Consider the following 20841-nt stretch of genomic DNA (forward strand, 5'->3'; position numbering starts at 1 on the left):
CCTCTTCACAGACGGCATGGCAGAGCTCGATGCAGACTCCGGTTACCGCGGGGCCGTCGCGGCCCGTGCAGCGGGCATCACCTACCGCCAGCTCGACTACTGGGCGCGCACCGCGCTCGTCGAGCCGACCGTGCGCGGCGCTGCAGGCTCGGGATCACAGAGGCTGTACGGCTTCCGCGACATCCTCGTTCTCAAGCTCGTGAAGCGCCTCCTCGACACGGGCATCTCGCTCCAGCAGATCCGCACCGCGATCGAGCAGCTCCGCGAAGCGGGCATCAACGACCTGGCCCAGACCACGCTCATGAGCGACGGGGCGAGCGTCTACCTCTGCACGTCGAACGACGAGGTCATCGACCTGGTCAGTCGCGGCCAGGGCGTCTTCGGCATCGCCGTAGGCAAGGTTCTTCGCGAGGTCGAGACGACGCTGGTGTCGATCGACTCGACCGTTCCCGACCCCATGGACGAGCTCGCGGCGCGACGGGCCAACCGAAAGATCTCCTAGGCGGCACGCGGTCGCTTCGACGGGCTGCGCTTCGACAGGCTCAGCGAACGACGGGCTCAGCGAACGGAGGTCCGTTCCCTGAGCCTGTCGAAGGGCCGGTCTCTAGCTGCGGACGCTCTTCGCGTCGGCGTACTCGCCGAGTCTGCCCGTGCGCATCACGCGCTCCAGCAGCAGGTCGAAGTTGCGCGCCATCTCCTGGGCGCCTTCTCCGGGCCAGACGTGAAGCGGCTTAGCCGCGCCCTGGGCCTGCTGCAGCGAGGTGCGCTCGGGCAGCTGCGGGCTAAGAACCAGGGGACCGAACATGTCGCGCAGCTCCTTGATGCGGAACTGGTGCTCGAGCGACTGCGAGCGCACGCGGTTGACGATGATGCCGAGCGGCTGCAGGCGCGGGCTGAGCCCCCGACGGATCTCTTCGATCGCACGGAGTGCGCGGTCTGCGGCGGCCACCGAGAAGAGGCCGGGCTCGGTGACGACGCTGACGCGGTCGCTGGCGGCCCAGGCGGTTCGGGTGAGGGCATTGAGCGAGGGGGCGCAGTCGATCAGAACGAGGTCGTAGTCGGCCTCGACCGTGGCGAGCGCCTCCTCCAGCTTCCAGATGTCGCGGATGCTGGGGTGCGGGCCGTCGAAATTGAGGGCAGACGGGCTGCCGATCAGTACATCGATCTTGCCGCCGCGGTCCTTGGTCCAGCCGCTGGGAGCGATGGCCGCGCGAACGACCTTCTCTTTCGGGCTGGCCAGAACATCGGCCACGTTGAGGTGTCCGGCGACACGGATGTCCATACCGGTGGACACATCGGATTGAGGATCGAGATCGACGACGAGCGTTCGCAGGCCCTTGGCAAAAGCGGCCGAGGCGAGCCCGAGCGTCACCGTGGTCTTTCCCACTCCTCCCTTGAGGGAGCTGACGCTGAGTACATGCACGGACACCACGTTACCTTTACTAGGCTGAGACAACCTAACCGTGCGCTGTATGCGCGCGTATTTGTGAAAGGCCCCCATGTTCTCCAAGATTCTCGTCGCCAACCGTGGGGAGATCGCCATCAGGGCATTCCGCGCGGCGTATGAACTCGGTGCGAAGACGGTCGCAGTCTTTCCCTACGAAGACCGAAACAGCATGCATCGCCTCAAAGCCGACGAGGCCTACCAGATCGGCGAGGTCGGCCATCCGGTGCGTGCGTACCTCGACGTGGGCGAGATCATCCGTGTCGCGCTCGAGAGCGGCGCCGACGCGATCTACCCCGGTTACGGCTTCCTCTCCGAGAACCCCGAGCTGGCCGAGGCCGCCCGGGAGGCGGGCATCACGTTCATCGGACCGGGCTCCCACGTGCTCGAGATGGCGGGCAACAAGGTCACGGCGAAGGAGCATGCGATCGCGGCGGGCGTGCCGGTTCTCCGGTCGACTCCCGCATCCCGTGATCTCGACGTCCTCCTCGCCGGAGCCGACGAGGTGGGCTTCCCCCTGTTCGCCAAGGCGGTCGCGGGCGGCGGCGGACGAGGCATGCGCCGGGTCGCGTCGCGTTCCGAGCTGCGCGAGGCGCTCGAGGCGGCGATGAGAGAGGCCGACAGCGCATTCGGCGACTCCACCATGTTCCTCGAGCAGGCGGTCCTGCGTCCCCGGCACATCGAGGTGCAGATCCTCGCGGACTCGACGGGTGAGACCCTGCACCTGTTCGAGCGGGACTGCTCCGTGCAGCGTCGAAACCAGAAGGTCATCGAGATCGCGCCGGCACCCAACATCAGCAACGAGCTGCGCGAGTCGCTGCACCGCGACGCGATCGCGTTCGCCCGGTCGATCGGATACGTGAACGCCGGAACCGTCGAGTTCCTCGTCGACACGGTCGGAGAGCGCGCGGGCGAGCACGTCTTCATCGAGATGAACCCCCGCATCCAGGTCGAGCACACGGTCACAGAAGAGGTGACCGACGTCGACCTCGTGCAGTCGCAGATGCTGATCGCCGCCGGCGTCAGCCTCGCCGAGATGGGCCTGTCGCAGGATCGGATCGTTCTTCGCGGAGCGGCCCTGCAGTGCCGCATCACCACGGAGGATCCCACCGCCGGCTTCCGGCCGGACACCGGCAAGATCACCACCTACCGGTCTCCGGGAGGCGCCGGCATCCGGCTCGACGGCGGAACGATCAACCCCGGGGCGCAGATCAGCCCCCACTTCGACTCGATGCTCGCCAAGCTCACCTGCCGGGGCCGTGACTTCTCGGCCGCGGTCCGCCGATCGAAGCGTGCCCTCGCCGAGTTCCGCATCCGAGGAGTCGCGACGAACATCCCGTTCCTGCAGGCCGTGCTCGAAGATCCCAGCTTCGAGGCGGGCGACCTGAGCACCTCGTTCATCGACGAGCGACCCGAACTGCTCCGCGGCCACGTGTCGAAAGACCGCGGAACGAAGATCCTCAACTGGCTGGCCGACGTCACCGTCAACCAGCCGAACGGCGCACGCCTGTCGAGCGTGAACCCGCTCGACAAACTGCCCGCGATCGACCTCGACACTCCCGCGCCGGCCGGTTCGAGGCAGCGTCTGCTCGAGCTTGGTCCGCAGGGCTTCGCGAACGCCCTGCGCCAGCAGACGGCCCTCGCCGTGACGGAGACGACGTTCCGCGACGCCCATCAGTCCCTCCTGGCCACCCGCGTGCGCACTCGCGACCTGCTCGCCGTCGCGCCCTACGTGGCTCGCATGACGCCGGAGCTGCTGTCCGTCGAGGCGTGGGGAGGGGCGACCTACGACGTGGCGCTGCGCTTCCTCGGCGAAGACCCGTGGGAGCGGCTCGCGTCGCTGCGGGAGGCCGTTCCGAACATCAACCTCCAGATGCTGTTGCGCGGTCGAAACACGGTGGGCTACACCCCGTATCCGACCGAGGTGACCGACGCGTTCGTGCGAGAGGCGGCGAAGACCGGAGTCGACATCTTCCGTATCTTCGACGCACTCAACGACGTCGAGCAGATGCGTCCCGCCATCGAGTCTGTGCTCGAGACCGGGCACGCGGTGGCCGAGGTCGCGGTCTGCTACACGGGCGACCTGCTCGATCCTGCCGAGAACCTCTACACCCTCGACTACTACCTGCGGCTGGCCGAGCAGATCGTCGCCTCGGGTGCCCACGTGCTCGCGATCAAGGACATGGCCGGCCTGCTCCGTCCCGCCGCGGCCGAGAAGCTGGTCGCGGCCTTCCGCGAGAACTTCGACCTGCCCGTGCACGTGCACACCCATGACACGCCGGGCGGTCAACTCGCGACGCTGCTGGCCGCGAGCCGCGCGGGGGCCGACGCGGTCGACGTGGCGAGCGCACCGATGGCCGGCACGACCAGCCAGCCATCGGCATCCAGTCTCGTCGCCGCCCTCGCGCACACCGACCGCGACACCGGCATCTCGCTGCAGTCGGTGCTCGACCTCGAGCCGTACTGGGAGGCCGTGCGCACGGTCTACCGCCCGTTCGAGTCGGGCCTGGCGGGCCCCACGGGCCGCGTCTACAGCCACGAGATCCCCGGCGGCCAGCTCTCCAACCTCCGCCAGCAGGCCATCGCCCTGGGCCTCGCGAACGACTTCGAGCGGATCGAGGATCTCTACGCTGCGGCGAACAAGATCCTCGGACGGGTGCCCAAGGTGACGCCGTCGTCGAAGGTCGTGGGCGATCTCGCGCTCCACCTCGCGGCGGTGAAGGCCGATCCGAAGGACTTCGAGGAGAATCCCCAGAACTACGACATCCCCGACTCCGTGATCGGCTTCATGGCCGGTGAGCTCGGCGAGCTGCCCGGCGGATGGCCGGAGCCGTTCCGCACCAAGGTCCTCGCCGGCCGCCACGTCGACATCGGGGTCACCCCGCTCGACGAGGCCGACGTCGACATCCTCTCGGGCGACGACAGCGGCGCCATCAGGTCGACGCTGAACAGGCTGCTGTTCGCCGGTCCGACGAAGACCTTCGAGCAGGTGCGCGAGCAGTACGGCGACCTGTCGGTGGTCGACACGGTCGACTATCTCTACGGCCTCCGCCAGGGCGTCGAGAACGTGGTCGAGATCGACAAGGGCGTGAAGCTCTACGTCGGTCTCGAAGCCATCGGCACGGCCGACGACAAGGGGATGCGCACGGTCATGACGATCCTGAACGGCCAGTTGCGCCCGGTGTTCGTGCGAGATCGCAGCATCACCGTCGACACGAAGTCCGCAGAGAAGGCGGATGCGTCGAAGCCCGGTCAGATCGCCGCGCCCTTCTCGGGAGTCGTCACCCTCAAGGTGAGCGAGGGCTCGACCGTCGCGGCGGGGGAGTCGGTCGCGACGATCGAGGCCATGAAGATGGAGGCCGCCATCACCTCGCCGATCGCCGGGAGGGTGAGCCGCGTGGCCATCCCCGCGACGCAGCAGGTCGAAGCGGGCGACCTGCTCGTCGTGGTGGCCGCCCAGTGAGCGCCAGAGAGATCCGCCTCTTCGGCGACCCCGTGCTGAAGACCGTGTCCGAGCCCGTCGGCATCATCGACGATCGCATCCGCGGACTCGTCGAGGACCTGCTCGACAGTGTCCGACTGCCCGGCCGGGCGGGTGTGGCCGCGTCGCAGATCGGCGTCAACCTGCGCGCCTTCAGCTACAACGTCGACGGCCGCATCGGGTACATCCTCAATCCCGTGATCGTCGAGCTGTCGGGCGAGCCGGAGCTCGTCGACGAGGGATGCCTCTCGGTTCCCGGACTCTGGTTCCCCACCATGCGCTACCCGTTCGCCCGCGCGACGGGCATCGACCTCGACGGCGCCGAGATCGAGGTCTCGGGAACGGGTGTCATGGCGCAGGCGCTGCAGCACGAGACCGACCACCTCGACGGCCTGCTCTACCTCGATCGCCTCGACAAGCCCGCGCGGCGCGAGGCCATGAAGCAGGTGCGCGAGTCGGACTGGTTCTGACCTCCGCGTCTCAGAGGATGAGCGACTGGCCCTCCGTGGCCGGAGCAGCCTGGTAGATGCGCTCCACATCGGGGGCGAAGTCCTTCATGATCACGTGTCGCTTGATCGTGAGCTTCGGCGTCAGGTGGCCGGAGTCCTCGGTCAGATCATGGCTCAGCACCACGAACTTGCGGATGGACTCGGCCCTCGAGACCGTGCTGTTGGCCTCGTCGACCGCACGCTGGATCTCCGCCAGCACCGCGGGGTTCTGCGCCGCCTCGGCGAGCGTGAGCTGCGAGGGCTGACCGTTGTTCGCCAGCCAGACCGGCAGCATCTCCGGGTCGAGGGTGATCAGGGCGGAGATGAAGGGTTTCTGGTCGCCGACGACGATGACCTGGCCGACGAGGGGATTCGCCCTGATCGGGTCCTCGAGAACAGCGGGGGCGACGTTCTTGCCCGCCGCGGTGACGATGATCTCCTTCTTGCGGCCCGTGATGGTGAGGAACCCGTCGGAGTCGAACGCCCCGATGTCGCCGGTCTTGAACCACGGGCCGTCCATCGCCTCCCGGGTGGCGGCCTCGTTGTTCCAGTAGCCGGCGAACACGTTGATTCCCGTGACCTGGATCTCGCCGTCGTCGGCGATACGCACGCCGACCCCCGGAAGGGCGGGCCCCACGGTGCCGATCTTGAACTTCGACACGAGGTTGACCGTGGCGGGGGCGGTGGTCTCGGTGAGTCCGTAGCCTTCGAGGATCTTGATGCCGAGGCTCCGGTAGAAGTGCCCGAGTCGGTGGCCGAGCGGGGCGGATCCCGAGACGGCGTACTGCACGCGCCCTCCCATCGCCTGCCGGATCTTGGACAGCACGAGGCGATCGAAGAGCGCGAACCGCAGCCGCAGGCCGAGGGGAACCTTTCCGGCATCCAGGGCGACGGAGTGCTCGATGGCGGCGGCGGCGGCCTTGCGGAAGATCGCACCCTTTCCGCCTGTCTCCGCCTTCTGCTCCGATGAGTTGTAGACCTTCTCGAACACACGGGGCACCGCGAGCAGGAACGTCGGACGGAAGCTGCCGAGCGAGACCAGCAGCTTCTTCGTGTCGGGCTGGTGCCCCACTTTGACACCGGCGTGCACGCAGAGAACGGAGATGAACCGGGCGAAGATGTGCGCGGTCGTGATGAACAGCAGGGTGGATGCGCCGGGCTCGAGCATCTCCTTCATCGCGACCCCGGCGTTGCGGCTCAGCTCCACGAAGTTGGAGTGCGTGAGCATGCAGCCTTTCGGCCGTCCCGTGGTTCCCGACGTGTAGATGAGCGTGGCCAGGTCGCTTCCGACGGCGCGGGAGCGCGCCGCCTCGAGGGTCTCGTCGCTGACGCCCGTTCCCGCCGCGACGATCTTGTCGAGATCGCCGAGCTCGATCTGCCACACCTGTTCGATCGCCGGGAGGTCGGGGTGCACCTCGTCGAACTTCGCGAAGTGATCGGCGGTCTCGAGGATGACGGCGACGGCGCCGGAATCGCTGAGGTTCCACTGCACCTGGCTGGGTGAGGAGGTCTCGTAGATGGGAACGAGGATGGCGCCCGCGAACCAGGTCGCGAAATCGACCACCGTCCACTCGTAGCGCGTCTTGCACATGAAGCCGATCTTGTCGCCCGGCGAGATGCCCAGGGCGATGAGACCCTTCGCGGTCGCGCGCACGCGGTGCAGGAACTCCGCGGCGGTGATCTCGCTCCAGCCCTCGTCGCCGTCGGGAACGGCGAACAGCGGCGCGTCGGGGGTGGCGGCCGCCCGCGCGAGCAGCAGGTCCGTCACGTTCGCGTCGGGGTCAGCCTTCACAACGGCGGGTACAGAGAATTCTTCCACGTCAACTCCTTTGTCAACAGGTCAATGTGCTCGTCGGCGGGTGGGCCGATGCTCCGGCCAAATGGTGCTCTATGGCGCCGGATAACTACACTCTACTTGGCGCATTCGATCCTTTGTCGGAAGGCGCATCGCAAGCGACGTCCTTGCCTCACCCGGCCGGCGACGTGGAAGGACACGGGTTTCATGCACGCCATCGGCATCGACATCGGCGGAACCAAGATCGCCGGCGCTCTGGTCGACGACCTCGGGCAGATCGTGCGATTCGACCGACGGCCCACCCAGGCCGTCGACATCCAGAACATCGAGGACTCTGTCGTCGCGATGATCACGGAGCTCGCCGAGGGCTACGACGTCGCCGCCGTCGGCGTCGCCGCCGCAGGATTCATCGATGCCGCGCAGTCGACCGTGTACTACGCGCCGAACATCAGCTATCGCAACGAGCCCTTCCGAGAGAAGCTCGAGCGCCGCGTGCCCTACCGCGTCATCATCGAGAACGACGCCAATGCGGCCGGCTGGGCCGAGTTCCGCTACGGTGCGGGCCGGCTCGTCAGCGACATGTGCATGCTCACGATCGGCACCGGCGTCGGGGGAGCGATCGTGTCGGCCGACCGCATGTTCCGCGGTGGCTTCGGCGCTGCGGCGGAGCTCGGCCACATGAGGGTCGTTCCCGACGGTCTTCCCTGCGGCTGCGGCGCGCGGGGCTGCATCGAGCAGTACGGCTCCGGTCGGGCGCTGCTCCGCTATTCCAACGAACTGGCGGATGCCGGCGGCATCGGCATCGGGCTGGCGGCCGCGCGGGCCCGCGTCGGCGTGCTCACCGGCCATGAGGTGAGCGAGCTCATCCAGGCCGGAGATCCGGGTGCCCTGGCTGCACTGCGCGAGCTCGGCCACTGGATCGGACAGGCGAGCGCCAGCCTCGCCGCGGTCCTCGACCCCCAGCTCTTCGTGATCGGCGGGGGAGTAGCCCAGGCGGGCGACCTGCTGCTCGACCCCATCCGGCAGTCGTTCCTCGACAACCTTCCGGCCCGCGGGTATCACCCCGAGCCGGAGTTCAGGATCGCTGAACTCGTCAACGACGCCGGGGTCGTCGGCGCCGCCGACCTCGCGCGCCTCTACGCCGCGCAGATCTGACCCGGGCGAGCAGGAGAAGGCACACGATGTTCTACTGGATCATGAAGAACCTGATCGCCGGGCCGATCGTGCTCACGATCTTCCGCCCCTGGATTCGCGGGCTCGAGAACGTGCCCCACACCGGCGGTGCCATCCTCGCGAGCAACCACCTGTCGTTCATCGACTCGGTGATCCTGCCGCTGGTGCTCTCGCGGCGCGTGTCGTTCCTCGCCAAGAGCGACTACTTCACAGGCAAGGGCATCAAGGGATGGCTGGTGCGGGGCTTCTTCCTCGCCACGGGCCAGCTGCCGATCGATCGATCGGGCGGCAAGGCATCGGAGGCATCGCTGAACACGGGCCTGGGCGTACTCGGCCGCGGCGACCTGCTGGGCATCTACCCCGAGGGCACGCGCAGCCCCGACGCCAAGATGTACCGGGGTCGCACCGGTGTCGCTCGCATGGTCCTCGAAGCCGGGGTCCCTGTCATCCCCGTGGCGATGATCGACACGCACAAGGTGATGGCCATCGGCACGAAGGTGCCCAAGATCAGGCGAGTTGGCGTCATCATTGGCGAGCCGCTAGATTTCTCTAGGTTCGAGGGATTGGAATCCGACCGATTCATCCTCCGAAGCGTCACCGATGAGATCATGTACGAACTGCAGCGGCTCTCGGGCCAGGAATACGCAGACGTCTACGCGACTTCGGTAAAGGAGAAACGGGCGAGCGTCGCCCGTTGACGCGACCGGCCCCCGGGCACTCGGTTCGCGATCGCCGAAAAAGAAACAGATACGGAACCCGCACGTGGTAGATCCAACCGAACTGGTCGTTCAAGCAGATGACTCTGTGATCGCCGGGTTGGACTATTGGCGCGAGCTGCCCGTGAAGCAGCAGCCGTCGTGGCCCGACAGCGTCGCCGTCGAGTCGGCGTCGTCGGAGATCGCCGGTCTCCCGCCGCTCGTCTTCGCGGGCGAGGTCGACAACCTGCGCGACCGGCTCGCCGTGGCGGCCCGAGGAGAGGCGTTCCTGCTCCAGGGCGGAGACTGCGCCGAGACCTTCTCCGGCGCGACGGCGGAGCAGATCCGTAACCGGGTCAAGACGGTGCTGCAGATGGCTGTCGTGCTCACCTATGGCGCCTCGATGCCCGTCATCAAGATGGGGCGCATGGCCGGCCAGTTCGCCAAGCCGCGGTCGAGCGACACCGAGACCCGGGGCTCCGTCACGCTCCCCGCCTACCGTGGCGACATCGTCAACGGCTACGACTTCACGCCGGAGTCGCGCGAGGCCGACCCTCGCCGGCTCGTGCAGGGCTACCACACGGCCGCGTCGACGCTGAACCTCATCCGCGCCTTCACGCAGGGCGGCTTCGCCGACCTCCGCCAGGTGCACGACTGGAACAAGGGCTTCACGTCGAACCCGGCGAACGTCAGGTACGAGCACCTGGCTCGGGAGATCGACCGTGCCGTCAAGTTCATGATCGCGTGCGGCGCGGACTTCGAGGCGTTGAAGCGCACCGAGTTCTTCGTCAGCCACGAGGCGCTGCTCTTCGACTACGAGCGGCCCATGACGCGCATCGACTCGCGAACGGGCACCCCGTACAACACGTCGAGCCACTTCCTCTGGATCGGCGAGCGCACCCGCGACCTCGACGGCGCACACGTCGACTTCCTGAGCCGCGTGCGCAACCCGATCGGCGTGAAGCTCGGGCCGACGACGACGGGCGACGACATGCTTCGTCTCATCGACAAGCTCGACCCGAACCGCGAGCCCGGCCGCCTCACCTTCATCACGCGCATGGGCGCGGGCAAGATCCGCGACGCGCTGCCGCCCCTGCTCGAAACGATCAAGTCGGCCGACGCGGTGCCCCTGTGGGTCACCGATCCCATGCACGGCAACGGCCTGACGACTCCGACCGGCTACAAGACGCGTCGCTTCGACGACGTCGTCGACGAGGTCAAGGGCTTCTTCGAGGCTCATCGTGCCGCGGGCACCCACCCGGGCGGCATCCACGTGGAGCTCACGGGTGACGACGTCACGGAGTGCCTCGGCGGCTCGGAGCACATCGACGAGGCCGACCTGGCGACGCGCTACGAGTCGCTCTGCGATCCCCGCCTCAACCACATGCAGTCGCTCGAACTGGCATTCCTGGTGGCCGAGGAACTGGGAGAAGTGCGCCGGGCCTGACACTCGCTGATCGTCCGACGAGAGAGCCCCGAACGCCCCGTGCGTTCGGGGCTCTCTCGTTGCTTCCCGGTGCTCGCGCCTAGAAGCTGACGCTGACCGTGACCTTGGATCCGCGCGGCACGCTCGTTCCCGCGACCGGGTTGGTGGCCGTCACGGTCACGAGCCCGGGAACGATGTCGGCGCCAGCGGGGTAGCTGAGGTCGAATCCGGCCGCCTCGAGGATGGGTTTGGCCTCGGACCACGACAGCTTGACGACATCCGGCACCTCGACAGGCTCGGGACCCCGGGAGACCTGCAACGACATCGTGTCGCCGGGTCGCACGGTATCGGCCGGCGCGATCGCCTGGATCACGAGTCCTTCTTCGACAGAATCGCTGTAGACCTGTTCGCCCGCCGCAGCCGACAGTCCGACGGCCTGCAGGGTGGCGGTCGCCTCGTCGACGCTCTGGCCTGATACATCGGGGATGGCGCCCGCAGAGACGAGGAACGAGACGGGCTGCGCCTCGCCGTACAGTACGCCCTCAGTGGATCCGTCGACGGCCAGGCTCGCGCCGTCGGCGCCGTAGGCGTCGAGCACGGTTCCCGCAGCCGTATCGCCCGAGAACACCTGCGACGTGCTGCCGACCGTGAATTTGGCCTGTTCGAGGGCCTGCTGCGCCGCCGCCTGGTCGGCGCCGATCAACTGCGGGAGCGGCAGTTGCGCCGGGCCGGTCGACACGAACAGGGTGACGTTCGAGTCGCGCGCGACATGCGCGCCCGAGGTGGGGTCGGTTCCGACGACCGTTCCGACGGGCACCGTGACGCTCGACTGATCGGCCCGAGTGACCACGACGCCGAGCTCCTCGAGTGCCGCCTGCGCGGCATCAGGAGCCTGACCTGCGACTTCGGGGATCGTAAGCTGGGCGCCCGGGCCGATGCCGAAATACCATCCCGTGCCTCCGGCGAGCGCCACGAGGAGGACGATGATCCCCGCAATCCAGAATCCGCGTCGGCGACGCACCGCGGCCGAGGCCTTCAGTCGATCGGACGGTGCGGAGGGCGCGACGCTGCGGGTCGTCGCGGGGGGCGCCTGCTGAGGAAGGGGTGCCCGCGTGGGGGCGGTCAACGCCGAGGTGAGCCCGGTGTTGCGGAAGGCCTGGGTCTGGGCGGAGGCGACCTCCGGGCTGAGCGCGGCGGGCATGACCACGGTGCGCTGCACCCCTGTGGTTGCCGCCTGCGTGGCCGACATCGTCTGTTCGGTGAGTCGAAGCTGTTCGAGCATGGCGCGGCCGTCGGTCGGTCGGTCGACCGGGTTCTTGGCCGTGGCCCAGAGAACGAGCTCGTCGAGGTCGCGAGGAACGGACGGGTTGACGGCACTCGGTCTCGGCACCTGGTCGTTGGCATGCTGGAACGCGATCTGCATGGGCTGGTCGCCGACGAACGGCTGCGCCCCTGTGAGCATCTCGTACATCATGATGCCGGCCGCGTAGATGTCGCTGCGGGCGTCGGCCGTGCCACGCGTGAGGAGTTCGGGGGAGAGGTACGCGATGGTGCCGAGCAGCGCCTGACCCGTGGCCGTGTTGGCCGACGTGGCCCTCGAGAGCCCGAAATCGCCGATCTTGATGCGGCCGTCGTCGGCGAGGAGAACATTCTCCGGCTTCAGGTCACGGTGCACGATGCCGGCCTTGTGAGCCGCGGCGAGGCCGCCGAGGACCGCGTCCATGATGTCGAGGGTCTGCTCGGTGGTGAGCGTTCCATAGTCTTTGAGCAGGTCGCGCAGGGTCATGCCCGGCAGGTATTCCATGACGAGGTAGGCCATGTCGGAGTCCTGGCCCTGGTCGAACACGTTGACCACGTTGGGGTGGGCCAGTCGGGCCGCCGAGCGCGCCTCCTGGACGAAGCGCTCCTTGAAGTTGGATTCGTCGGCGAGGTGACCGTGCATGATCTTGATCGCCACGCGGCGTTCGAGCCGCAGGTCGGTCGCCAGATAGACCGTGGCCATGCCGCCACGGGCGATACGCGCCCGCACCTGGTACCGACCGTCGATGAGACGTCCGATCATAGGGTCAGTGGGCGCTGTGGTCACGAATGAAGTTTAGAGAGCGTCGGCTGTGGAAGCCGGGATAGACACCGCGAAGATGCCAGACCCGCTGTTCGATCGTGCGCTCACGCCGACGGGGTGGGTCGACCGTCGGCCGTCTCGGCCGTCGGCCATTCGAGATCGTCGGGAATCGGATCGAGCCGGATCAGCTGCCCGGGGAAGATCGGCGTCTTCCAGCTCAGGCCGTTCTGGGCGAGCACATGCGCCGTGGGGAGCCCGTGGCGGATCGCGATCTCGCTGACCGTATCGCCGAGTTCCACCCGGTAGGAGGGCTCATCGACCGTGGTCGCAGGGGTGCGCTCGCGCCGACGGCTCGATGCCGTGGCGATCTTGGATGCCAGGATTCCGCCGAGCACGAAGGGCACAGCGACGAGAGCGAGGAGGGAACGAGGTCTGCCCGATCGCGCTTGACGGCCGCGGCTCGGTGACCTGGTCATAGCGGCCGTGCACCTCGCAATTCTCGATCAATCCTCGTATCAAGATTTCCACGGATGCCGGCGGCCGTCAACGGTCTGGAGCCGCGGCGGGGCACGCGTCGGATAACGATGCGATATCGACCGTGGGGTGCCGCGTCCGGCCCCGATCATGGCAGGCTGGGAACGTGAGTGAAAACACCCCCGTAAGAACCTGGTTGACCATCCCCGACGTGGCCGAATTGCTCGGCTCCACTCCCGGCCGAGTTCGCAAGCAGATCGAGGAGCACTCGCTGCTCGCCATCCGCCGCGACAAGGTGCTCGTCGTCCCCGAGGTCTTCCTGCGCGACGGCGAACCGCTGCCGGAGCTCAAGGGAACCATCATCGTGCTCCTCGACTCGGGTTTCTCTCCCGACGAATCGATGCAGTGGCTGCTCGAAGAGGAGGAGTCCCTCGGTGTCGCGCCGATCGACGCCCTCCTCGCGGGCCGCAAAGCCGAAGTGCGCCGGGTGGCGCAGGCACTCGCCTGATCGAGTCGCCGGTCGTGCCGCTCAGGCCGATCTGTCGGTGAGCAGGCGCGCCAGTTCTTCTAGATCGGCAACGGCCTGCGGCTCCAGTTCCGCGGAACGCAGCGCACGGATGGCGTCTCTCGTGTACGACTCGATGGATCGCTCCGCGCTCTCGAGTGCGCCGCTGGATTCGATCTGCCGCTGAAGATCGGCGATGGCGCCGTCGTCGAGCCCGGAGTCGCCGAGAGCCTGATCGAAGGCGGCTCGCCGGCTCTCGCTCATGCCCTGGCGTGCGAGGGCGACCAGAACGGTGCGCTTTCCCTCGCGCAGATCGTCGCCGGCGGGCTTTCCGGTGACCGCCGCATCGCCGAACACGCCGAGCACATCGTCTCGCAGTTGGAATGCGAGACCGAGGGGCAGGCCGAAGCGGCGGAGCGAATCGACCTGGTCCGATGAGGCTCCGGCCACGAGGGCTCCCAGGGCGAGGGGTGCCTCGACGCTGTACTTCGCCGATTTGAAGGTCATCACCCGCTCCGCTCGTCGGAGGGTCTCCGACTCGGGGACGGTCGGCCAGGCGTTCTCCTCGAGGATGTCGAGATACTGGCCCACGGTGACCTCGGTGCGCATGCGATTGAATTCGGCCCGTGTCGACCGGGCGCGCTGCCTGTCGTCGAGCAGGTCGAGGGCCGAGTCGACGAGTTCGTCGCTCCAGCCCAGCAGCAGGTCTCCGTGGAGTATCGCCCCTGCGCGACCGAAGGTGTCTGCTCGACCGGCGAAGCCGCCCTCCGAGTGCACCGAGGCGAACCGGATGTGCGTGGCCGGCATGCCCCGACGGGTGTCTGAATTGTCGATGATGTCGTCGTGCACGAGGGCCGCGGCGTGGAACACCTCGAGCGCCGCGGAGAGCGTCAGCACGGCCCGCTCCTCATCGGGTTCGGAGCCCGTCGAGGTCGCCTGCCACCCTGCTATGCAGAACCGGGCCCGAAAGCGCTTGCCGCCGCTGAGAAGATACCGGGAGAAATTCGCGAACACGGCCGCATCGTCTGCGATAGCAGCGAGAATAGGATCACGAGACGCGAGAAATTCGGCGATTTCGGTGTCGACCTGGCTGACCAGGTGCGTGCTTTGTGTCACGCGCCTAGCCTAGCCAGATGCAGCGCACTACAATCGCTTCAAGTACGACGCGTGTGACCGAGCCTGAGGTGAATTAGGATGCCGCTTTCCGAGCAGGAGCAGAAGCTTCTAGATGAGATGGAGCGCAGTCTCTATCACAACGATGCCGATTTCGTGTCGGCGGTCAATGCCGGCAGAGGAAAGCTGAACTACGGCGCCCTCGTGCTGGGAATCCTCCTCGCGGTCGTCGGACTCGTCGTCGTGATCGTGGGCGTGATCACCCACCTTCTGATCGTCGGGCTCCTCGGCTTCGTCGCCATGTTCGCCGGCGTGCTCCTGGCGCTCCGGCCGTCCAAATCGGCCGTCGGCCGTCCCGTCTCCGGGCCGCGCACTGCAGCGTCGCCGAGCGGGGCCGCATCCAAGACCAATCTCATGGACCGACTCAACGAGCGCTGGGACAAGCGCCAGGATCGCGAGGAGTAGGCCCAGAGCCCACCCTCCTCCACCCACCTCCACTTCAGGGGCCGACCTTCGGGTCGGCCCCTTTTTTTGTCGCCATTGGACCATTCTTCGCCCCGGGTGCGACAATCTCCTCCATTTCCCTCCACCAAAAAAATCGGCGAGATTTAGGCGATCTGGGAATAAAAGTGATGGCTCGACCCGCCAATATCGTTGATTGGTGGTGTGAAGTGGAGTAACGTGGAGGAACACCCAACACCAGGCCGGCTTCGAGGGGGAGAAAGGACGATGTTCCTTGGCACGTACGCTCCCAAACTCGACGACAAAGGTCGCATCATCCTTCCGGCGAAGTTCCGCGACGAACTCGAGGGCGGCGTCGTGCTGACCCGTGGGCAGGAGCACTGCGTCTACGTCTTCAGCTCCGCCGAGTTCGAAGAACTGCACAACAAGATCCGCCAGGCACCCGTGACGAGCAAGCAGGCCCGCGACTACATGCGCGTCTTCCTCTCCGGAGCCGACGCGTCGGTCCCCGACAAGCAGAACCGCGTCAGCATCCCGGCGCACCTGCGCAGCTACGCGGGTCTCGAGCGCGAGCTCGTTGTCATCGGCGCCGGCTCACGGGCCGAGATCTGGGACGCCGAAGCCTGGAACACCTATCTGGCCGCCCAGGAGGCCGCGTTCTCCGAGACCGACGAGGAGGTGATTCCCGGCCTCTTCTAGTCGTTCCGCGTGACTCCCACCCGTTCCTCGCCCTGGCACACTTCCCCGGTGCCAGGTCGGAATGGATGGGGATCAGGCAGAACGAACGGGTCGACACACCATGGACGACGTCACACGAATCCACACCCCCGTCATGCTCGAGCGCTGCATCAGCGTGCTCGGGCCTGCGCTCGAACGGCCGGGCGCCGTGCTCGTCGATACGACGCTCGGGCTCGGCGGGCACGCTGAAGCCTTCCTCACACGGTTTCCCGAACTGACTCTGGTCGGGCTCGACCGCGATCTCCAGGCCCTCGCACTCGCCGAGGGGCGGCTGAAGCCGTTCGGCGATCGGGTGCACCTCGTGCACTGCGTGTACGACGAGATCGGTGAGGCCCTGCAGGGTCTCGACATCCCGTCGGTCGACGGCGTGCTGTTCGACCTCGGCGTCTCGAGCATGCAGCTCGATCGCGCCGAGCGCGGATTCGCCTACTCGAAAGACGCACCGCTCGACATGCGGATGGACCAGGACGCGCCCCTGACGGCCGAGATGATCCTCGCCGAGTACTCCGAGTCCGACCTCAGGCGCATCTTCCGCGACTACGGCGAAGAGAAGCTGGCCGACCGCTATGCCCGCCGTATCGTGCAGCGACGCGCCGAGCAGCCCCTGGTACGGTCCGCAGACCTCGTCGACCTCCTCCAGCAGGCGACCCCCGCCGCGCTCTCGCGCGCCGGCCATCCGGCCAAGCGGGTGTTCCAGGCGCTCCGCATCGAGGTGAACCAGGAACTGAGCGTGCTCGAACGCGCCATCCCCGCAGCCATCGGCGTGCTTCGCGTCGGGGGGCGAATCGTCGTCATGTCGTACCAGTCGCTCGAAGACCGCATCGTCAAACGCGCCCTCCAGGCGCTGACCGTGTCGACGGCGCCTCCCGGACTCCCCGTGGAACTGCCCCAGCACAAACCCGAGCTCTCCCTCCTCGTCCGCGGCGCCGAACTGGCGACCGACGAGGAGAAGGCCGAGAATCCCCGCGCCACCCCTGTCCGTTTCCGAGCTGCAGAGCGCATCAGGAGTGCATCATGACCAACCTGGCCACCGTCCCCATCGAGCGGCTCGGTGCACCGGCGCCCGCGGGGGAGCCGCGTCGCCGGTGGCTCTCACCCGCACCCGATCGCGTGGCACGGCCGCGTCAACGCCCTCGTATCGTCTACGCGGCCGTCGCGATCGGCGGCATCGCCGTCATCGCGCTCGCCCAGCTGCTGCTGAGCATCGGCCTGTCGGACGGCGCGTACCAGATCTCCTCCCTGCAGTCCCAGCAGAAGGACCTGGCCAGAACGAAGCAGGCCCTCACCGAGCAGCTCACCGCCTTCTCGTCGCCGCAGAACCTCGTGCAGAATGCCCAGGCGCTCGGCATGGTCTCCAACGGCAACACGGTCTACCTTCGACTCTCCGACGGCGCCGTTCTGGGATCTCCCACACCGGCGTCCGCTGCGAATGCACCGATCTCCGCCGACCAGGCTCTTGTCCCCAACTCGCTTCTGCAGCCCGAGCAGGTCGTCGCCGCGCCGGTTCCCGACGCGTCGAGCGCGCCTCAGGCCGCCGCACCCGACCCGACAGTACCGTGGCAGGGTGCGCTCCCCTCTCCTCAGACGCACTGACCGACAGGTGACCCGCTCACCAGCCGAATGAAAGGCCGCATGTGACCTCGACGACCACCAGAACAACCCGAGGGCGCGTCGCCATCGCGGTGCTCCTCATCGTGGCCGTGGTCTCCGTGTTCGTGGTCCGGCTCGTCGACATCCAGGTCGTGCAGGCCGAGGGACTGAACGCCGCCTCGCTCGCCAGCCGCTCCGACAGCACGGTCACGCTGGGCACGCGCGGCGACATCGTCGATGCCAACGGCGTCGTCCTGGCCACCAGCATCCTCCGCTACGCCATCGAGGCCGACCCGTCCGCGGTCGACGAGTTCGAACGGCCCGCGGCCGACGGCTCCGGAGAGGTCACCGTCACGGCCGATGAGGCGATCGGCGAGCTGGCCACGGCGATGGGGCTCGATCCTGCCGCGATCACCGCCATTCTCACCGCCGATCCCTCGTCGCGCTACGCGCTCATCTCGAAGTCCGTCGACGTGGCGACATACAACGCCATCCGGGCCCTCGACATCCCGTGGCTGTATTACAAGGCCGATCAGTCGCGCTCATACCCCGACGGCAGTGTCGCCGGCAACCTCGTGGGCTTCGTGGCCGCAGACGGCACCGCCCTCGCCGGCACCGAGCTGACGCAGGACTCATGCCTCGCGGGATCCGACGGGAGTGAAATCACGGAGACCGGAGAGGACGGGGTGGCGATCCCCGGATCGACGGTCACCGTCAAGGATGCCGTCGATGGCGGAGACGTCCAGCTCACGATCAACAGCGACCTCCAGTACTTCGCCCAGGAGGCGCTTGCCCAGCGGGTGACCGAGGTCGGCGCCGAGTCGGGCACCGTCGTCGTCACCGAGGCGAAGACCGGCAAGATCCTGACGGCCGCGGAATACCCCACGGTCGACCCCAACAACATCGACGCGACCGACCCCGCGTACCGCGGGGCCAAGGTGTTCAGCGACCCGTTCGAGCCCGGGTCGACCTTCAAGTCGATCACCGCCGCATCCCTCATCGATGCGGGAGCCGCGACGCCCGACAGCCAGGTGCTCGCGCCCTACGAGTACACCTCGGGCGACGCCGTCATCCACGATTCGTTCTACCACGCCCCCACGCGCTGGACCCTCACCGGTGTCATCGAGCAGTCCTCCAACACCGGCATCTCGATGCTGAGCAACAACATGTCGGTCGATCAGCGCTGGGACTACATGAACAAGTTCCACCTGGGGCAGAAGACAGAGGTGGGTTTCGTCGGAGAGGACAGCGGCGACATCCTGCCCGGCGATGTGAGCGGACCGACCCAGCTCGACGACCAGACCATCTACAACACCACCTTCGGCCAGGGCCTCACGGTGACGGCGGTGCAGATGGCCAGTGCATACCAGGCGATCGCGAACAACGGCGTGCGGATGCCCGTGCAGCTCTTCGAGGGATGCCGGCACGCTGACGGAACGGTCACCGACGCTCCGCCGGCATCGACCGGGGAGCAGGTCATCTCTCCCCAGGCGGCCCAGGACACGGTGCACATGATGGAGTCCGTCGCGACGACGGGATACGCCGCCGACGCGATCAAGATCCCCGGGTACCGTGTCTCCGCCAAGACAGGAACGGCCGAGATGAGCGACGGTTCCGGAGCCTACGGAGGCGCGTATCTGACCTCCATGGCGGGCATGGCGCCGTCGGACGACCCGCAGTACGTCGTTTCGGTGACCATCAGGAAGCCCGTTACCATTACATCTGGACTGGCGGCAGCGCCGGTCTTCCAGAAGGTACTGTCACAGGTGCTGAAGACCTATCGGGTGCAGCCGTCCACGGTTCCCGCGCCCGAGCTGCCCACCACTTACTGAATGAAGGAGTCATCTGTGCCGGATCGGGTTTCGCAGGGATTGCGCCCGGAACACCCGATCGCACGATCGCTCTCCCAGCTCGTCGTCGACTTCGGTCTCGAACAGCGGGGGGAGTTCTCGCCCGACTCCGTCTCCGGCATCAGCCTGACGTCGACCGACATCGTGCCCGGAGATCTCTACGTGGGCCTTCCCGGGCGGAACGTGCACGGCGCCTCGTTCGCGAGCGCCGCAGCCGAGGGGGGAGCCGTCGCCGTGCTCACCGACCCCGAGGGTGCCGTGCTCGCCGAAGGCAGCGGTCTGCCCGTGATCGTCACACCGCAGCCGCGGGAGGCTCTCGGAGCGGTCTCCGCGTGGATCTATCGCACGCTCGACGATCCGCCCACCCTGTTCGGCGTCACGGGCACGAACGGCAAGACGAGTGTCACCTACATCCTCGACGCGATCCTGTCCCAGCTCGGCATCGTCGCCGGATTCAGCACCACGGCCGAGCGGGGCATCGGCGACCTCCGCATCACCAGCACGCTGACCACGCCAGAGGCCACCGAGGTCCATGCCCTGCTCGCCCGCATGCGCGAGGCGGAGGTGCGCTCCGTGATCATCGAGGTCTCCGCCCAGGCGCTGACCCGTCACCGCATCGACGGCATCGTGTTCGACGTGGTGGGATTCACGAACCTCACCCACGACCACCTCGACGACTACGGCAGCATGCACGACTACTTCGAGGCCAAGCGCGAGCTGTTCGAGCCCGATCGTGCCCGCAGGGGAGTCGTGCTGGTCGACGGCGAGTGGGGTGCGCGTCTCGCCGAGGAGTCGAGGATTCCCGTCGCCACCATTTCGACGAGGCCCGGAATCGAGGCCGACTGGCAGGTCGAGATCCTCGAGGAGACCGTGGATTACACGCGGTTCACCATCGAGGGCCCCGACCACCGGTCCATCACGACGAGCATCCCCATCCTGGGCCGGTTCATGGCCGAGAACGCCGCCCTGGCGATCGTGATGCTCGTCGAGTCGGGCTACGACCTCGAGGCGATCGCCCACGTGCTCGAGCGAGACGGGGGGATCGATGCCTTCGTGCCCGGTCGCGCCGAACGGGTGTCGGCCGACACCGGCCCCCGCGTGTACATCGACTACGGCCACAGCCCGGATGCGTTCCAGAGCGCGCTCGAGGCGCTCCGGCGGGTCACGGATGGCCGGGTGATCATGGTGTTCGGCGCCGACGGCGACAGAGACACGACGAAGCGGGTGGACATGGCCTCGATCGCCGCGCGCCTCGCGGACGTGGTGGTCATCACCGACTACAACCCACGAACCGAAGATCCGGCCTCGATCAGGGCCGTGCTTCTCGAGGCCGCGCGCGCGGCTCGTGACGACGTCGAACTCTACGAGGTTCCCGATCCTCGACTCGCGTTCCGCAAGGCCCTCTCGGTGGCGGGGGAGCACGATGTGATCCTCCACGCCGGGCCGGGCCACGAGGACTACCAGGAAGTCGCGGGCGAGAAGATCCCCTACTCCGCGCGCGACGAGGCACGGCTCGCCCTGCAGGAATACGGATGGCTCTGACCC

At 67.4% G+C, this 20841-nt stretch carries 18 protein-coding genes; 13 read left to right on the forward strand and 5 right to left on the reverse strand.

Translation table 11 applies throughout. From position 1 onward, the window contains the following. Positions 1–16 precede the first annotated feature (16 nt). Positions 17–502: a MerR family transcriptional regulator gene (locus tag QCD70_RS04455; RefSeq protein WP_055782105.1), complete on the forward strand. Its 486-nt coding sequence runs from the start codon at positions 17–19 to the stop codon at positions 500–502. Between the two features lie 102 nt (positions 503–604). On the opposite strand, the gene QCD70_RS04460 is transcribed toward QCD70_RS04455, so the two are convergent. Further along, positions 605–1423 carry a ParA family protein gene (locus QCD70_RS04460; RefSeq protein ID WP_301213979.1) on the reverse strand — a complete coding sequence of 273 codons (819 nt, stop codon included), beginning with the start codon at positions 1421–1423 and terminating at the stop codon, positions 605–607. A 76-nt stretch (positions 1424–1499) separates the two neighbouring features. Here QCD70_RS04460 and QCD70_RS04465 point away from each other — a divergent pair, with 76 nt between their 5' ends. Both QCD70_RS04465 and QCD70_RS04470 read left to right on the forward strand, forming a co-directional pair. Beyond that, the gene (locus tag QCD70_RS04465; RefSeq protein ID WP_301213980.1) at positions 1500–4907 is read left to right on the forward strand and encodes a pyruvate carboxylase; all 3408 of its coding nucleotides are present in this window, start codon (positions 1500–1502) and stop codon (positions 4905–4907) included. Then, the gene (locus QCD70_RS04470; RefSeq protein ID WP_301213981.1) at positions 4904–5395 is read left to right on the forward strand and encodes a peptide deformylase; all 492 of its coding nucleotides are present in this window, start codon (positions 4904–4906) and stop codon (positions 5393–5395) included. The genes QCD70_RS04465 and QCD70_RS04470 overlap by 4 nt, the downstream gene beginning before the upstream one ends. 10 nt (positions 5396–5405) lie before the next feature. Here the strand turns inward: QCD70_RS04470 and QCD70_RS04475 are convergent, their stop codons facing one another. Beyond that, complete coding sequence (locus tag QCD70_RS04475; protein ID WP_301213982.1) at positions 5406–7232, reverse strand: AMP-dependent synthetase/ligase; 1827 nt, start codon at positions 7230–7232, stop codon at positions 5406–5408. Positions 7233–7415: 183 nt separating this feature from the next. Here QCD70_RS04475 and QCD70_RS04480 point away from each other — a divergent pair, with 183 nt between their 5' ends. The 3 genes from QCD70_RS04480 (at position 7416) to QCD70_RS04490 (ending at position 10523) form a co-directional block, all read left to right on the forward strand. Next, positions 7416–8363, forward strand: coding sequence for an ROK family glucokinase (locus QCD70_RS04480; protein ID WP_301213983.1), 948 nt, complete (start codon positions 7416–7418; stop codon positions 8361–8363). Positions 8364–8389: 26 nt separating this feature from the next. Next, positions 8390–9079, forward strand: coding sequence for a lysophospholipid acyltransferase family protein (locus QCD70_RS04485; RefSeq protein ID WP_301213984.1), 690 nt, complete (start codon positions 8390–8392; stop codon positions 9077–9079). Between the two features lie 64 nt (positions 9080–9143). Then, positions 9144–10523 (forward strand): class II 3-deoxy-7-phosphoheptulonate synthase, encoded by a 1380-nt coding sequence (locus QCD70_RS04490; RefSeq protein WP_441004910.1) that lies wholly within the window; start codon positions 9144–9146, stop codon positions 10521–10523. 79 nt (positions 10524–10602) lie between these two features. On the opposite strand, the gene pknB is transcribed toward QCD70_RS04490, so the two are convergent. Continuing rightward, positions 10603–12564, reverse strand: a complete 1962-nt coding sequence (gene pknB / locus QCD70_RS04495) for a Stk1 family PASTA domain-containing Ser/Thr kinase (RefSeq protein ID WP_301213985.1) — start codon at positions 12562–12564, stop codon at positions 10603–10605. A gap of 104 nt (positions 12565–12668) precedes the next feature. Then, positions 12669–13040, reverse strand: a complete 372-nt coding sequence (locus QCD70_RS19195; protein WP_367316695.1) for a LysM peptidoglycan-binding domain-containing protein — start codon at positions 13038–13040, stop codon at positions 12669–12671. Between the two features lie 164 nt (positions 13041–13204). On the opposite strand from QCD70_RS19195, the gene QCD70_RS04505 reads away from it, so the two are divergent. Beyond that, positions 13205–13546, forward strand: a complete 342-nt coding sequence (locus QCD70_RS04505) for an Rv2175c family DNA-binding protein (protein ID WP_301213986.1) — start codon at positions 13205–13207, stop codon at positions 13544–13546. Positions 13547–13567: 21 nt separating this feature from the next. On the opposite strand, the gene QCD70_RS04510 is transcribed toward QCD70_RS04505, so the two are convergent. Beyond that, positions 13568–14659 (reverse strand): polyprenyl synthetase family protein, encoded by a 1092-nt coding sequence (locus QCD70_RS04510; RefSeq protein ID WP_301213987.1) that lies wholly within the window; start codon positions 14657–14659, stop codon positions 13568–13570. 78 nt (positions 14660–14737) lie between these two features. On the opposite strand from QCD70_RS04510, the gene QCD70_RS04515 reads away from it, so the two are divergent. The 6 genes from QCD70_RS04515 to QCD70_RS04540 all read left to right on the forward strand — a co-directional run bounded on the left by QCD70_RS04515 (position 14738) and on the right by QCD70_RS04540 (position 20838). Next, a complete protein-coding gene (locus QCD70_RS04515) occupies positions 14738–15121 on the forward strand; it encodes a DUF3040 domain-containing protein (RefSeq protein ID WP_301213988.1) in 384 nt (127 codons plus the stop codon). 264 nt (positions 15122–15385) lie between these two features. Beyond that, positions 15386–15817: a division/cell wall cluster transcriptional repressor MraZ gene (gene mraZ / locus QCD70_RS04520; RefSeq protein ID WP_055928434.1), complete on the forward strand. Its 432-nt coding sequence runs from the start codon at positions 15386–15388 to the stop codon at positions 15815–15817. Positions 15818–15917: 100 nt separating this feature from the next. Then, positions 15918–16874, forward strand: a complete 957-nt coding sequence (gene rsmH, locus QCD70_RS04525; RefSeq protein ID WP_301213989.1) for a 16S rRNA (cytosine(1402)-N(4))-methyltransferase RsmH — start codon at positions 15918–15920, stop codon at positions 16872–16874. Then, positions 16871–17449 (forward strand): hypothetical protein, encoded by a 579-nt coding sequence (locus tag QCD70_RS04530; RefSeq protein WP_301213990.1) that lies wholly within the window; start codon positions 16871–16873, stop codon positions 17447–17449. The genes rsmH and QCD70_RS04530 overlap by 4 nt, the downstream gene beginning before the upstream one ends. A gap of 41 nt (positions 17450–17490) precedes the next feature. After that, entirely contained in the window at positions 17491–19278 is a 1788-nt protein-coding gene (locus tag QCD70_RS04535) for a peptidoglycan D,D-transpeptidase FtsI family protein (protein WP_301213991.1), read from the forward strand. Positions 19279–19293: 15 nt separating this feature from the next. Next, positions 19294–20838, forward strand: coding sequence for a Mur ligase family protein (locus tag QCD70_RS04540; RefSeq protein WP_301213992.1), 1545 nt, complete (start codon positions 19294–19296; stop codon positions 20836–20838). Positions 20839–20841: the final 3 nt, after the last annotated feature.

This window comes from Agreia sp. PsM10 (assembly GCF_030433855.1).
GTDB lineage: Bacteria > Actinomycetota > Actinomycetes > Actinomycetales > Microbacteriaceae > Agreia.

Bases quoted from the DNA above. Each gene is read 5' to 3' on its own strand.
- QCD70_RS04455 (WP_055782105.1), top strand. From the start codon at position 17: ATGGCAGAGCTCGATGCAGACTCCGGTTACCGCGGGGCCGTCGCGGCC.
- QCD70_RS04465 (WP_301213980.1), top strand. From the start codon at position 1,500: ATGTTCTCCAAGATTCTCGTCGCCAACCGTGGGGAGATCGCCATCAGG.
- QCD70_RS04480 (WP_301213983.1), top strand. From the start codon at position 7,416: ATGCACGCCATCGGCATCGACATCGGCGGAACCAAGATCGCCGGCGCT.
- QCD70_RS04485 (WP_301213984.1), top strand. From the start codon at position 8,390: ATGTTCTACTGGATCATGAAGAACCTGATCGCCGGGCCGATCGTGCTC.
- pknB (WP_301213985.1), bottom strand. From the start codon at position 12,564: ATGATCGGACGTCTCATCGACGGTCGGTACCAGGTGCGGGCGCGTATC.
- QCD70_RS19195 (WP_367316695.1), bottom strand. From the start codon at position 13,040: ATGACCAGGTCACCGAGCCGCGGCCGTCAAGCGCGATCGGGCAGACCT.
- QCD70_RS04515 (WP_301213988.1), top strand. From the start codon at position 14,738: ATGCCGCTTTCCGAGCAGGAGCAGAAGCTTCTAGATGAGATGGAGCGC.
- mraZ (WP_055928434.1), top strand. From the start codon at position 15,386: ATGTTCCTTGGCACGTACGCTCCCAAACTCGACGACAAAGGTCGCATC.
- rsmH (WP_301213989.1), top strand. From the start codon at position 15,918: ATGGACGACGTCACACGAATCCACACCCCCGTCATGCTCGAGCGCTGC.
- QCD70_RS04530 (WP_301213990.1), top strand. From the start codon at position 16,871: ATGACCAACCTGGCCACCGTCCCCATCGAGCGGCTCGGTGCACCGGCG.